Annotated in this window: 11 protein-coding genes, 1 tRNA gene and 1 riboswitch; of the genes, 6 read left to right on the plus strand and 6 right to left on the minus strand. The window is 72.6% G+C overall.

Annotated features, from left to right (window positions below; all coding sequences use genetic code 11):
- Nucleotides 1-92 precede the first annotated feature (92 nt).
- Nucleotides 93-204, plus strand: a riboswitch (TPP riboswitch).
- The 3 genes from EDF23_RS10705 to EDF23_RS10715 all read left to right on the plus strand — a co-directional run bounded on the left by EDF23_RS10705 (nucleotide 200) and on the right by EDF23_RS10715 (nucleotide 4,000).
- Nucleotides 200-838, plus strand: a complete 639-nt coding sequence (locus EDF23_RS10705) for an ECF transporter S component (RefSeq protein WP_123294023.1) — start codon at nucleotides 200-202, stop codon at nucleotides 836-838. Its footprint overlaps the riboswitch before it by 5 nt.
- Nucleotides 839-879: 41 nt before the next feature.
- The gene (locus tag EDF23_RS10710; RefSeq protein WP_207895478.1) at nucleotides 880-3,429 is read left to right on the plus strand and encodes an ATP-binding cassette domain-containing protein; all 2,550 of its coding nucleotides are present in this window, start codon (nucleotides 880-882) and stop codon (nucleotides 3,427-3,429) included.
- Nucleotides 3,422-4,000, plus strand: coding sequence for an ATP-binding protein (locus EDF23_RS10715; RefSeq protein ID WP_243648890.1), 579 nt, complete (start codon nucleotides 3,422-3,424; stop codon nucleotides 3,998-4,000). Before EDF23_RS10710 ends, EDF23_RS10715 begins: the two co-directional genes overlap by 8 nt.
- A gap of 88 nt (nucleotides 4,001-4,088) precedes the next feature.
- On the opposite strand, the gene EDF23_RS10720 is transcribed toward EDF23_RS10715, so the two are convergent.
- Complete coding sequence (locus EDF23_RS10720; protein ID WP_131921638.1) at nucleotides 4,089-5,468, minus strand: MFS transporter; 1,380 nt, start codon at nucleotides 5,466-5,468, stop codon at nucleotides 4,089-4,091.
- Nucleotides 5,469-5,570: 102 nt separating this feature from the next.
- Between EDF23_RS10720 and EDF23_RS10725 the strand changes: the two genes are divergently transcribed.
- Both EDF23_RS10725 and EDF23_RS10730 read left to right on the plus strand, forming a co-directional pair.
- Nucleotides 5,571-7,004, plus strand: coding sequence for an LLM class flavin-dependent oxidoreductase (locus EDF23_RS10725; RefSeq protein WP_131921639.1), 1,434 nt, complete (start codon nucleotides 5,571-5,573; stop codon nucleotides 7,002-7,004).
- A complete protein-coding gene (locus EDF23_RS10730; protein ID WP_131921640.1) occupies nucleotides 7,001-8,266 on the plus strand; it encodes an acyl-CoA dehydrogenase family protein in 1,266 nt (421 codons plus the stop codon). The genes EDF23_RS10725 and EDF23_RS10730 overlap by 4 nt, the downstream gene beginning before the upstream one ends.
- Nucleotides 8,267-8,429: 163 nt before the next feature.
- Here EDF23_RS10730 and EDF23_RS10735 read toward each other — a convergent pair whose 3' ends face one another.
- From EDF23_RS10735 to EDF23_RS10755, 5 genes are all read right to left on the minus strand, one after another.
- Nucleotides 8,430-8,774, minus strand: a complete 345-nt coding sequence (locus EDF23_RS10735) for a metallopeptidase family protein (RefSeq protein ID WP_123341128.1) — start codon at nucleotides 8,772-8,774, stop codon at nucleotides 8,430-8,432.
- A 125-nt stretch (nucleotides 8,775-8,899) separates the two neighbouring features.
- Nucleotides 8,900-8,975: transfer RNA gene (locus EDF23_RS10740), tRNA-His, on the minus strand.
- Nucleotides 8,976-9,050: 75 nt separating this feature from the next.
- Nucleotides 9,051-9,689 carry an oligoribonuclease gene (orn, locus tag EDF23_RS10745; protein ID WP_123294017.1) on the minus strand — a complete coding sequence of 213 codons (639 nt, stop codon included), beginning with the start codon at nucleotides 9,687-9,689 and terminating at the stop codon, nucleotides 9,051-9,053.
- 791 nt (nucleotides 9,690-10,480) lie between these two features.
- Nucleotides 10,481-11,722: an MFS transporter gene (locus EDF23_RS10750; protein ID WP_131878453.1), complete on the minus strand. Its 1,242-nt coding sequence runs from the start codon at nucleotides 11,720-11,722 to the stop codon at nucleotides 10,481-10,483.
- A complete protein-coding gene (locus EDF23_RS10755; protein ID WP_131921641.1) occupies nucleotides 11,719-12,159 on the minus strand; it encodes a MarR family transcriptional regulator in 441 nt (146 codons plus the stop codon). Before EDF23_RS10755 ends, EDF23_RS10750 begins: the two co-directional genes overlap by 4 nt.
- A gap of 81 nt (nucleotides 12,160-12,240) precedes the next feature.
- On the opposite strand from EDF23_RS10755, the gene EDF23_RS10760 reads away from it, so the two are divergent.
- Nucleotides 12,241-12,531, plus strand: a complete 291-nt coding sequence (locus tag EDF23_RS10760) for an oligoribonuclease (protein ID WP_111086801.1) — start codon at nucleotides 12,241-12,243, stop codon at nucleotides 12,529-12,531.
- The last annotated feature ends 11 nt before the right edge of the window (nucleotides 12,532-12,542 follow it).

Consider the following 12,542-nt stretch of genomic DNA (forward strand, 5'->3'; position numbering starts at 1 on the left):
CCGGACGGGAGGCCCGTGGCGGACCCGCCACGGGCCTCCCGTCCGATGTGTGGTCGCGACCCGTCACGTGGTCGCGACCACGTCTAGACTGCTGGGACACACACGGGAGTCCGGGACCGCCGGGCTGAGAGGGAGCGAGTGGCGCTCCGACCGTCGAACCTGATCCGGATCATGCCGGCGCAGGGAGGAGTCCAGCACCATGTCTTCTGGCACGTCATCAACCGTCCACACCGCCCCGCGGCGATCGCTGCGCTGGCGGGTCGTCGACATCGTCGTCGCGAGCGTGCTCGCGGTGGCACTCGGCGTCGTCTTCCGGCTGTGGGAGTTCGGCTACGAACCCATCAGCGCCGTCATGGACCTCGTCCTCCCGGGCACGAAGGCCCTGTTCGGCGGAGTCTGGTTGCTCGCCGGCCCGCTCGTCGCGATCGTCGTCCGCAAGCCCGGCGCCGCGCTCTACGGTGAGATGGTCGCCGCGTCCGTCGAGGCACTGTTCGGCACGCAGTGGGGGTGGCTGACGCTCGAGGCCGGACTGGTCCAGGGACTCGGCGCCGAGATCGTCCTCGCACTCTTCCTGTACCGCGTGTACCGGCTGCCGGTCGTCGTCCTGGCCGGCGCCGCAGCCGGCCTCGCGCTCGGCATCAACGACACCGTGCTGTGGTACCCGGGTCTCGACGCCGCGTTCAAGGTCGTCTACGTCGTGTGCGCGATCGTGTCGGGCGCCGTCATCGCGGGCGCCGGCTCGTGGCTGGTCGTCCGGGCGCTCGCACGCACCGGCGTGCTGTCCTCGTTCGCGGCCGGCCGGGAGCACAGCCGGCGTCGGCCGCGCGAACTGGTGTGACGGTGTCGGCTCCGTCGTCGACGTCCCCGGACGTCGTCGGCGTGCGCGCCGCGCGCATCGCGTTCCGCGACTGGGGATGGCGCTACCCCGAACGCGCCGAGTGGGCCGTCCGTGGCGTCGACCTGACCGTCGAGCCGGGGGAGCGGGTCGCGATCGTCGGGCCGTCCGGCTCCGGAAAGTCGACGCTGCTCCGGGCAGTGGCCGCCGTGCTGCCCGACGAGCCCGACCCCACCGACGACACCGCTGCTTCGGTGCAGGGCTCGGTCCTGGTCGACGGCGCCGACCCCCGCGCGGTCCGCGGGCGTGTCGGCCTCGTCATGCAGGACCCCGAGGCGCACACCGTGATGTCGCGGATCGGCGACGACGTGGCCTTCGGGTGCGAGAACCTCGGCGTCCCGCGCGACGAGACCTGGGCACGGGTGCGGTCGGCGCTCGCGGTCGTCGGGCTCGACCTGGCGCTCGACCGTTCGACCGCGATGCTCTCCGGCGGCCAGCGGCAACGACTGGCGCTCGCCGGGGTGCTCGCGATGCGTCCGGGAGCCCTCGTGCTCGACGAACCCTGCGCGAACCTCGACCCGGCCGGCGTGGCCCAGGTGCACGACGCCGTGCGCGCACTGCTCGACGAGACGGGGGCGACCCTGCTCGTGGTGGAGCACCGGATCGGCACCTGGCTCGACCTGGTCGACCGGCTCGTGCTGCTCGAGCCCGGCGGCGGGGTCGTCGCGGACGGCGCGCCTGCCGAGGTGCTCGCGCGCCACGGCGCAGCGCTCACCGCGGCCGGGGTGTGGGTGCCCGGCGCCGAGCCGGAGCGTGGCGCGGCCCGCGGGCGGCGTGCTGCGGCTGCGGCTGTGGCTGCGGCTGCGCGAACGGGCGAAATGCCCGGGTCGACTGCCGAGGGGACCGCGGCATTTCTCCCGCTCGGCGAGGGGGCCGGAGAGGTGGCGGGCGACGAGTTCCGTGCGGCTGCGCGAACGGGCGAAATGCCCGAGACGGCGGCCGAGGGGGCCGCGGCATTTCGCCCGCTCGGCGAGGGCGCGGGCGTCGGGGCGGGGGTGGGCGCGGGAGCGGGCGCGCTGCTCGAGGCGCGGGACCTCGGGACTGCCCGGGGCAAGCGACAGCGGGTGGGCAGCGGGATCGACCTCGAACTCCGAGCCGGACAGGTCCTGGCGATCACGGGGCCGAACGGGATCGGCAAGTCGACGCTCGGCCTCACGCTCGCGGGGCTCCTGCCTCCGGTCGCGGGGGAGCTCACGGCCACGACGGACCTCGCCGCAGGCCTCGACGCGGCGCCGCACACGTGGTCGAGCCGCGAACTCGCCGCCCGCATCGGTACCGTCTTCCAGGACCCCGAGCACCAGTTCGTCGCCGGCTCCGTCCGCGAGGAGGTCGAGGCCGGCCCCCGCGCGATCGGTGCTCCGGACGCCGCGGGTCGGGCGGACGTGCTCCTCGGCGAGTTCGGCCTCGCCCACCTCGCCGAGGCCAACCCGTTCACGCTGTCCGGCGGCGAGCAGCGACGGCTCGCCATCGCCGCGGTCGTCGCCGCGCGGCCGCCGGTCGTCGTGCTCGACGAACCGACCTCCGGGCAGGACCGGTCCACGTGGGACGCCGTCGTCCGGCACCTCGGAGCACTCGCCGACGACGGCACCACCGTCGTCGCCGTCACGCACGACCGCGACCTGATCCGGGCGCTCGACGCCGACGAGGTCGTGCTCGCGGCGGACGGCGCCCGGCGCGTGGAAGGCAACCAAGAGCGCGTGGAACGCGACCAGGGGGGTGCGACGGCGACCACCCCGGAGACGGTGCCGACGGCGGCGGGCCGAGCCGCGCCTCCAGGCCGAACCGACCGAACCGACCGAGCCGCCGTCCAACCGGTGGCCTCGCTCGTCGGCGTCCTCGCGCTCGGCGTGTGCCTCGTGCTGAGCCTGGACGTCGTGTCCGCAGCCGTCGCCCTCGCGGTCGAGCTCGCCCTGCTGCCGCTCCTGCGGCTGCGGGTGCGGACCCTGCTGCTGCGGGTGTCACCGGTCCTGGTGGCCGTGCCGCTCACGGCGGTGAGCATCGCGCTGTACGGGCGACCCTCCGGACGGGAGTGGTTCGACTTCGGCTTCGCCCACGTCACCGACGGGTCGCTGACGCTCGCCCTGGCGACGGCGCTCCGCGTGCTCGCGGTGGGGCTGCCCGCGGTCGCGTTGTTCATCGGCGTCGACCCCACCGACCTGGCCGACGGGCTCGCGCAGGTGCTGCGGTTACCGGCGCGGTTCGTGCTCGGGGCCCTCGCGGCCATCCGGATGATGACGCTGCTGGTGGACGACTGGCGGCAGCTCGCGATGGCGCGGCGTGCGCGGGGTCTTGCCGACACCGGACGGCTGCGGCGCGGGGCGTCGATGGCGTTCGCGCTGCTGGTCCTGGCGCTGCGACGGGCGACGACGTTGGCGGTGGCGATGGAGTCGCGCGGGTTCGGGGCTCCCGGGCGACGCACGTGGGCGCGGGTCGCCCGGTTCGCGTGGCCGGAGTGGGCGATGGTCGCGGTGCTCGTCGGGATCGGTGTCGCGTCGATCGCGGTCGCCGTGGCAGCGGGGACCTGGCGTGCGTGAGTCGGCGGACCCGGTGGACCCGGCGGACCCGGTGGACCCGTCGGGCGGCGACGGTCTCGCCGCGGGTGTCACCGCAGCTGCTGCCGGCGCCGCGGCAGCGTCGGGCGGACGCCTCGTGGTCCTCGTCGACGGCCGCTCCGGCACCGGCAAGACGACTCTCGGCGACCAGCTCGCGCAGCTGCTGGGGGCGCAGGTCGTGCACCTCGACGACGTCTACCCGGGGTGGGACGGACTCCGCGCGGCGGCCGACGCCGTGGTCCGCGACGTGCTCGGGCCTCCCAGCGGGTACCGCCGGTGGGACTGGGTGGCCGACGGCCCGGCGGAGTGGACCGCGGTCGACCCCGACCTGCCGATCGTGATCGAGGGCTGCGGGGCGGTGTCCCGGGCCTCGGTGCGGTTGGCTTCGCTGGCGGTGTGGCTCGAGGCCGACGACGCAGTCCGCTGGGACCGGGCGATCGGCCGCGACGGCGACACCTTCGCGCGCGAGTGGGACCGGTGGGCGGCGCAGGAGCAGGACTTCATCGCCGCCGAGGACCCGGCGTCCCTGGCCGACGTGGTGCTGCGGACGTAGCGGACCGGCCGCCGCGAGTCTCGGGCTGGCCGCGCCGAGTCTCGGGCTGAGCGACAGTTCACGGACGCCCGAGCGCGAGAACTGTCGCTCACCGCGAGACTCGGCCCCGCACGCCGCCCCGCGCACCGCCCCGCCCCGCGCCCCGCGCCCGCGCGACCGGGTCCACCGCGAACACCGCCGCCACGATGGTCAACACCGCGTACACCCCGAGGTACCCGCACAGGATCCACGGCGAGCCCCCACCGAGCTCCACGAACACCGCAGCGAGCAGCGGCGTCAGCCCGACGGAGAAGATCGACCCGATCTGGTACCCGAGCGACATCCCCGAGTACCGCCGACCGGTCGGGAACTGCTCCGCGAACCAGGCCGCCTGCGGCCCGTAGATGCTGTCGTGGAAGACGCACATCCCGATCAGCGCCACGAGCGGCAGCAGCACGAGCGGCCCGGCGTCGAGGAACGCGAAGAACGGCCAGATGAGCACGGCGATGCCGACGGCCGACCAGATCGTGAGCACGCGGCGTCCCACCCGGTCGGACAGCCACCCCCAGAACGGCGTCGACACGAGCGACACCGCCGAGATGACGAGCACCGCCTGCAGACCGGCGTCCGAGCCCGCCGGCCCCCGTACGGCTGCGAGGTAGGTCAGCGAGTACGTCGTCAGGATCGAGTACAGCGCGGGCTGCACCAGGCGCAGTCCGGCGGTCACCAGGATCGCGCGCGGGTGGTGTCGGATCGCCTGCCAGACCGGGAACCGCTCGACCCCGCCGGAGGCCCGCAGCTCCTGGAACACCGGAGCGTCCTGCACGCCGAGCCGGATCACCAGGCCGACGGCCACGATCACCGCGGAGAACAGGAACGGCAGCCGCCAGCCCCAGGCCAGGAACACCTCGTTGCCGAGCAGGGACCGCACCAGGGTGAACACGCCGGTCGCGAGCAGCATCCCACCCGCCGACCCCATCTGCGTGAACGCCCCGAACAGCCCGCGGTGCCGTTCGGGTGCGTGCTCGACGGACAGCAGCGCGGACCCGCCCCACTCCGCGCCGGCGGCGACGCCCTGCAGCAGCCGCAGGAACACCAGCGCGACGACGGCACCGACCCCGATGGTCGCCGCCGACGGCACGACCCCGATCAGGGTCGACGCGATGCCCATCAGCACCAGGGAGGCGACGAGCAGCTTCTTCCGTCCGATGCGGTCACCCAGGTGCCCGGCGATCACCCCGCCGAGCGGCCGCGCGACGAAGCCGACCCCGTAGGTCGCGAACGACGCGATCACGCCGACCGCCGGCGTCACCGACGGGAAGAACGTGGGCGCGAACACCAGGGCGGACGCCGTCGCGTACAGGTAGAAGTCGTAGTACTCGACCGTCGTGCCGACGAACGAGGCGAGGGCGACCCGACGACGGGTCGCGGTGGTCGACGGTGCGGCGGGACGGCCGGGAGGCGCGGTGACGGTGCTCGGGGTCGGCATGCCTCAGGAGCATGGTCGCCTCCAGGGCCGGGGGGAACACCGCGCGTAACGGAAGGTCACGTCGCTGTCGTCGGGCGGTGCCCGCCGACCACGATGGGGTGCATGAGCGATGCACCGAACCGCCCGCTGCGCTTCGCGGCCTTCGTCATGAACACGACGTCGCACATCCAGCACGGCCTCTGGCGACACCCGGACGCCCGTCAGGCCGACTTCGACGACGTCACGCTCTGGACCGACCTGGCGAAGACCCTCGAGCGCGGCAAGTTCGACGCGATGTTCTTCGCCGACGTCGTCGGGACCTACGGGCCGGGACGCGGCGACTACTCGACCAACCTGCGCGAGGGGCTGCAGATCCCCTCGAACGACCCCTCGGTGCTGCTCTCCGCGCTCGCCGTGTCGACCGAGCACCTCGGCCTGGCGTTCACGTCGAGCGTCATCCAGTCGCACCCGTTCGACTTCGCCCGCAAGGTCTCCACCCTCGACCACATCACCCGGGGCCGGATCGGCTGGAACGTCGTCACGAGCGCCCTCGACAGCGCCGCCCGGAACTTCGGCGCCGACCGGCTCGAGGAGCACGACGAGCGCTACGTCTGGGCCGAGGAGTACCTCGAGGTCTGCGCGAAGCTCTGGGAGGGCTCGTGGGAGGACGGCGCCGTCCTGAAGGACCCGGTGCGTGGCTACGCCGACCCCGACAAGGTGCACCGCATCGACCACCACGGGAAGCGCTACGACGTGCAGGGGCCGCACCTGAGCGCGCCGAGCCCGCAGCGGACGCCGGTGCTGTTCCAGGCCGGCTCTTCGCCGGCCGGTCGGGCCTTCGCGGCACGGAACGCCGAGGCTCAGTTCATCCTGACCTCGAACCGCGACGCCACCGAGCAGCTCATCCGCGAGACCCGCGACCTCGCCCAGGCAGCCGGGCGTCGGCGGGAGGACATCGCGTTCTTCCTCGGGCTGACCTTCGTCACCGGGTCCACCGAGGCCGAGGCGAAGGCGAAGGAAGCGGAGATCGACGAGTACCTGGCGGCCGACGGCTTCCTGGTGCACTCGAACCTCGGCTTCGACCCGGACACCGGCGAGGCCCTCGACCCGGACACCCCGCTGTCCGAGGTCCGCACCCACGCCGGGCAGTCGCACCTGCAGTGGCTCCGCGAGGCCGCCGGCGACCGCGAACCCACGATCGCCGACCTCGCCCGCCTGTCCGCCAAGCTCCGTGCCCGGGTCGTCGGCACGCCCGACCAGATCGCCGACGAACTCGCGGACTGGCAGCGCGTCGGCGTCGACGGGGTGAACGTCATCAACTGGACCTTGCCCGGTTCGTACGAGGAGTTCGTCGACCACATCGCGCCCACCCTGCAGGAGCGTGGGCTGATGCAGTCCGAGTACCGCGAGGGCACCCTGCGCGAGAAGCTCTTCGGGCACCCGCAGCTGCCGGACTCGCACCCCGCCCGGCAGTGGCGCGGCGCGTTCACGGGCGGCGTGAGCGCGACCGTGACGGCGCCTGCGGACGCGGCACGTGCCGTGGAGGTGACCGCATGACGGACGCGACGACGACCGACGGACGGGTGACGGGCCTCCCGGCCGATCGTCTGGCGACCCTGCGCGAACGCTTCGCACCCGTGTTCGCGACCATCCGCGAGGGCGCGGTCGAGCGTGAGCTCGCTTCCGGCAGCCTCGGCGACCGGCCGTTGCCGCACGCCGAGGTCCGCGCACTCGCCGACGCCGGATTCGGCCGGCTGCGCGTCCCCGAGGACCGCGGCGGGTTCGGCGTGACCCTGGTCGAACTCGTGCAGCTGGTGACGGACCTGGCGGCCGCGGACTCGAACATCGCGCACCTGTGGCGTGGGCACTTCGGGTACACCGAACTCGTGCTGCTGCGGCCGGGCTCCGCGTCGCGCGACGAGTGGCTGCAGCGGATCGTCGACGGGGCGATCGTGGGGAACGCGACCTCGGAGCGGACCGGCACGACCCTGGCCGACATCTCGACGACGGTGACGCCTGTTGGCGATTCCCTCCGTCTCGACGGGCGGAAGTTCTACTCGACCGGCACGCTCTACGCCGACTGGATCTACCTGGCCGCGGACCGCTCGGGCGACCGCGTGACGTTCGCCGTGCCGGTCGACGCGCCGGGCGTGACGAGCGTCGACGACTGGGACGGGTTCGGCCAGCGGCTGACTGCGTCCGGCACCACGGTCTTCGAGGGTGTGCCGGTCGACCCCGCCGTGGTGTCGGCGTACAAGGACGCGCCGCTGTCGCACATCCAGGCCTTCTTCCAGCTGTACCTGCTGGCCGTGCTGGCCGGGATCGGACAGGCGGTGTCTGACGACGCGGTCGCCTTCGTGCGACCGCGGACCCGGACGTACATCCACGCGAACGCGGCAACGCCGGGCGGGGACCCGCAGGTGCTCGCGATCCTCGGTCGGTTGTCCGCGGGGGCGTTCACCGCGCGGTCGCTCGTCGTCGCTGCCGCGGGGCTGCTCGACCAGGTCGTCGCGACGAACGAGCCGGGGGTCGGGGTCGAACACGCACTGCTGGACGCCGCCGAGAACGCGGTCTACCAGGCGCAGGTCGAGATCGGGCCGCGGGTACTGCGGTCGTGCTCCGAGCTGTTCGAGGTCGGCGGGGCGTCCGCTGCCGACCGGACGCGCGCGCTGGACCGGCACTGGCGGAACGCCCGCGTCGTGGCGTCGCACAACCCGGCCGTCTACAAGGAGCGGCTCGTGGGGGAGTACGCGCTGCACGGGCGGGGGCCGGTGGACGCGTGGGAGAAGTACCACGAGGTGGGGCCGACGCGGTTCTGAGGGGGCGCTGCCGCGCGCGGCGCGGGCGCGGGCGCGGCGCGGGCACGTCGCGACCTTTCGCGGTGAGCGACAGTTCTCGCGCTCGTGCGCCCGAGGAGTGTCGCTGAGCCCGAAACTCGGGTGCCGGGTGCCGGGTGCCGGGTGCCGGGTGCCGGTCGGGCGCCTACGCCCAGCCGAGCTCGTGCAGGCGCTCGTCGTCGATGCCGTAGAAGTGCCCGATCTCGTGCACGAGGGTGGTGTGCACCTCGTCCTTGAGCTCCTCGACGGTGTCGCACTCGGCCAGGTGCTGCTTGCGGAACACCACGATGCGGTCGGGCAGCTCACCGAAGCCGTACTGCCCGCGCTCGGTCGCCGCGATGCCGTCGTACACGCCGAAGAGCTCTTCGCCGTTCTCCGGCTCGTCCTCGACCACGAACACCACGTTGTCGAGCCCGTCGACCATCTCGTCGGGGAGCAGGTCGAGTTCGTCGGTCACGAGCTGCTCGAAGTCGTCGGCGGACATCTCCATCACGCAGGGATCGTCCCACACCGCCCTGACCACTCGCGGCGAAGCCGCACGGCGCCGGAGGCGCCCAGACAAACACAGAGGGAGAGCCCCGGTTGCGTCACACGCAACTGGGGCTCTCCCTCGACTGGGGTGAATAACGGGTCTCGAACCCGCGACCTCCTAGACCACAACCAGGCGCTCTACCAACTGAGCTATATCCACCATGCACACACCGGCGGACCGGCGCGACCACTCAATAGTAGTACATGCTGCGGGCGGTGCCGACCACCCGTGTCGTCACTCGGCTGCGGGCTGCGCCAGGCGCGGTTCCCACTTCTCGACGACCTCGGCCTGGACGGCACGCACCTCGTCGGTGGTCGGCCCCGGCTCGGCGACGAAGCCCGCGCGGCGGTAGTACTCGAGCTCGCGGATCGACTCGAGGATGTCCGCGAGGGCACGGTGCCCACCGTGCTTCTCCGGAGAGTTGAAGTACACGCGCGGGAACCAGCGGCGGCAGAGCTCCTTGATGCTCGACACGTCGACGCTGCGGTAGTGCAGGTGGCCGTCGACGCGGGGCATGTACTTGGACAGGAACGCACGGTCGGTGCCGATGGTGTTGCCGGCCAGGGGAGCGGTGCCCTCGGCCGGGACGTGCTCGAGGATGTACTCGAGCACCTGGTACTCGGCGTCCGCCAGGCTGACGCCGTTCGGGATCTCCTCGATGAGCCCCGACGTGACGTGCATGTTCGTCACGAACTCGTTCATGTTGTCGAGCGCGGACTGGTCCGGCTTGATCACGATGTCGAATCCGGGGTGCACGGGCTCGAGGTCGAAGTCGGTGATGACCACGGCCACCTCGACGAGTTCGTCGACCTCGAGGTCGAGGCCGGTCATCTCGCAGTCGATCCAGACGAGGCGGTCATTCGCGGTTGCCATGTGCACGATCCTATTCCCGGCCCGCGCGAGCCCCGTGCGCAGGTGGTGCGCGGCCGGTGCGCGGTCGCGTCCGCGGCCGCGTCCGCGGCTGGTGCGCGCTGGTGCGCGGTCGCGTCCCCGAACCCGCGAGCGGGCGAAATGCCCGGGTCGCGTCGCGAGGCACACGGGTGTTTCGCCCGCTCGCGGTCGCGGCGGTGTCGGAGGTGCGTGGGGCGGTGGTGGTGACGGCCTGGAGGCCCGATGGCGGTCCGTCGGGCGGGTGTCGGGCCTCCCGGCTGGTCGCGTCTAGTGCGCAGAGCGCGAGCGGGCGAAATGCCGCGGTTGCGCGGCGGGGTGGCGGGGTATTTCGCCCGCTCGGCGAGACGCTCAGCGAGACGCTGGGGAGCGGCTGCGCTCTGGCCGCTCCGCGCCATCGCGAGCGGGCGAAATGCCCGGGCCGCGTCGGGAGGTACCCGGGTGTTTCGCCCGCTCGCGGAGGCGGAGGCGGAGGGGCCGTGGTGGTGACTGCCGGGAGGCCCGGTGGCGGTCCGACGGACTGGCGCCGCGCCTCCAGGCTGGTCGCGCCCAGTGCGCAGAGCGCGAGCGGGCGAAATGCGCGGGCCACGTTGCAGGGGACCCAGGCATTCCGCCCGCTCGCGGCCAGCTGGGCGGACGACGGCAAGTGGATGTGGTCGCGTTCAGTGCGCAGAGCGCGAGCGGGCGAAGTACCCGGGCAGCGTCTGGCGACACCCGGGTGTTTCGCCCGCTCGCGCAAGAGGGGGCGGGGCGTGGAAGGGAAGGGCGCGGGAGAGCTAGGACATCTCGCCGGCGCCGATCGCCTCGGCCTCGACGCGCTCCGGCTCGGCACCGTCGTCCACGCGGCGCAGGACCTTCGTGGTGCAGAGGATGACGACGAACGCGACGGCGACGGACGCTCCGGCGAAGACGTACGCGGCCGAGGGGGCGTACGCGTCGGCGAGCAGGGTCGCGACGGGCGGGGCGATGGCGCCGCCGATGAAGCGGACGGCCGAGTACGCGCTCGAGGCGACCGAGCGGGGCAGGTCCGTGGCCTCCATGACGCACTCCGTGAGCACCGTGTTCAGCACACCGAGCACGAGTCCACCGATGATGACGCAGATGATGAGGCCGACCTGCGAGTCCACGACGACGGCCGCGGCGAAGAGGTCGAGTGCCAGCAGGGGCAGCGCGATCTTCAGCACCGTCGTCCTGCGGAGACGGGCGGTGAGCATCGGGGCGACCCAGACGGAGGTGATCGCGAGACCGAGCCCCCAGCCGAAGAACGTGAAGCCGATCCCGAGCGCACCGAAGCCGAGCGGGAACGGCGTGTAGGCGAGCAGGACGAAGAAGCCGATGTTGTAGAAGAGCGCGGTCGCGGCGAGTGCGGCGAGTGCGGGACGGCCGAGGGCGCGGAACGGCGCCGAGAGCTTCGTGGGCGTGGGCTTCTCGAGGCTGCCGGTCTTGAGGAGCGCCACGATCGCGATGAACGCGACGGCCATCAGCGTGGTGACACCGAAGAACGGGCCGCGCCAGCTCACCGACCCGAGCAGGCCGCCGACGAGTGGGCCGACGGCGATGCCGAGGCCGAGTGCTGCCTCGTACAGGATGATCGCCGAGGCGGTCCCGCCCGACGCTGCACCGACGATGGTCGCCAGGGCGGTGGAGATGAAGAGCGCGTTGCCGAGGCCCCATCCGGCACGGAAGTCGATGATGCTCCACACGCTGTTCGACGTCGCGGCGAGGACCGAGAACACGACGATGAGCGCCAGACCGATGAGCAGGGTGCGCTTCGCGCCGATGCGGCTCGAGACCCAGCTCGTGAAGAACATCGCGACGCCGGTGACGGCCAGGTAGCTCGTGAAGAGCAGCTCGGTCTGCGCCGGGGTCGCCTTGAGCGATCCAGCGATCGCGGGGAGGATCGGGTCGACGAGGCCGATGCCCATGAAGGCGACGACGCAGGCGAAGGCGATCGCCCAGACCGCTGAGGACTGCTTGAGGATGGAGCCGGACTGGCCGGCAGGTGCGTGGGCGTTCACGCGGTGGTCTCCGTTCTGGTGGTCGCGCGCTGGGCGATCAGGACGGACGCGTGGTGCAGCACGTCCCAGTCGTCGTCGGTGAGGTCGGCGAACAACGGGCCGACCGTGTCGGTGAGCGTGGCGCGCCAGGCGGTGAGCCGGGCGCGGCCCGCGTCGGTGATCTCGATGAGCTGGCCACGGGAGTCGTCGGGGTCGACGCTCCGCGTGACCAGGCCGTCGGCGAGCATGCCCGTGACGAGCCGGGTCATCGTGGGCTGCGCCACGCGCGAGGCCGCAGCGAGTTCACCGAGCCGGAGCGGCTCGTCGGACTCGAGGATGCCGAGCGTGCGCCAGACCGCGGCCGACGTGGTGTTGCCCGTCGACTGCGCGGCGCTGCGGATCAGGCGGTTGACGGAGACGAGGAGCGTCTCGATCGTCTGCGCACGCGTTGTTTCCATAGCTGAACTATATAGCGATGCTATGCATTGCGCAACAGGCCGCACCAGGCCGCAACAGGCACCGCCTGGTAGAAGGGACGCATGAGCGACATCACCATCCACGAAGGCGACGAGTACACCGCGATCTTCCACGGCGGACCCTTCGACGGCACGACCGACACCCGCACCGCGACGAGCGACGCGCTGGACGACGAGGTCACGGTGTTCGCCGACGTCGAGGGCCTGCAGACGGCCTTCACCTACCGCGCCACCAAGTCCCGTCAGGTCCTCGACCAGACCTCGGTCGAGTTCACCTACGAGCCGGGGGAGTCCGACCCGGTGGACGACCTCGCCGACCGTGGCGACCGCAGCGGCGAGTTCGACCGGGAGTAGAACCCCGCGCC

Source organism: Curtobacterium sp. PhB128, assembly GCF_004340725.1.
Lineage (GTDB): Bacteria > Actinomycetota > Actinomycetes > Actinomycetales > Microbacteriaceae > Curtobacterium.

What these genes read in the sequence shown, in the direction of transcription:
- EDF23_RS10705 (WP_123294023.1), top strand. Translation starts at nt 200, where the DNA reads ATGTCTTCTGGCACGTCATCAACCGTCCACACCGCCCCGCGGCGATCG.
- EDF23_RS10720 (WP_131921638.1), bottom strand. Translation starts at nt 5,468, where the DNA reads ATGCCGACCCCGAGCACCGTCACCGCGCCTCCCGGCCGTCCCGCCGCA.
- EDF23_RS10725 (WP_131921639.1), top strand. Translation starts at nt 5,571, where the DNA reads ATGAGCGATGCACCGAACCGCCCGCTGCGCTTCGCGGCCTTCGTCATG.
- EDF23_RS10730 (WP_131921640.1), top strand. Translation starts at nt 7,001, where the DNA reads ATGACGGACGCGACGACGACCGACGGACGGGTGACGGGCCTCCCGGCC.
- EDF23_RS10735 (WP_123341128.1), bottom strand. Translation starts at nt 8,774, where the DNA reads ATGGAGATGTCCGCCGACGACTTCGAGCAGCTCGTGACCGACGAACTC.
- orn (WP_123294017.1), bottom strand. Translation starts at nt 9,689, where the DNA reads ATGGCAACCGCGAATGACCGCCTCGTCTGGATCGACTGCGAGATGACC.
- EDF23_RS10755 (WP_131921641.1), bottom strand. Translation starts at nt 12,159, where the DNA reads ATGGAAACAACGCGTGCGCAGACGATCGAGACGCTCCTCGTCTCCGTC.
- EDF23_RS10760 (WP_111086801.1), top strand. Translation starts at nt 12,241, where the DNA reads ATGAGCGACATCACCATCCACGAAGGCGACGAGTACACCGCGATCTTC.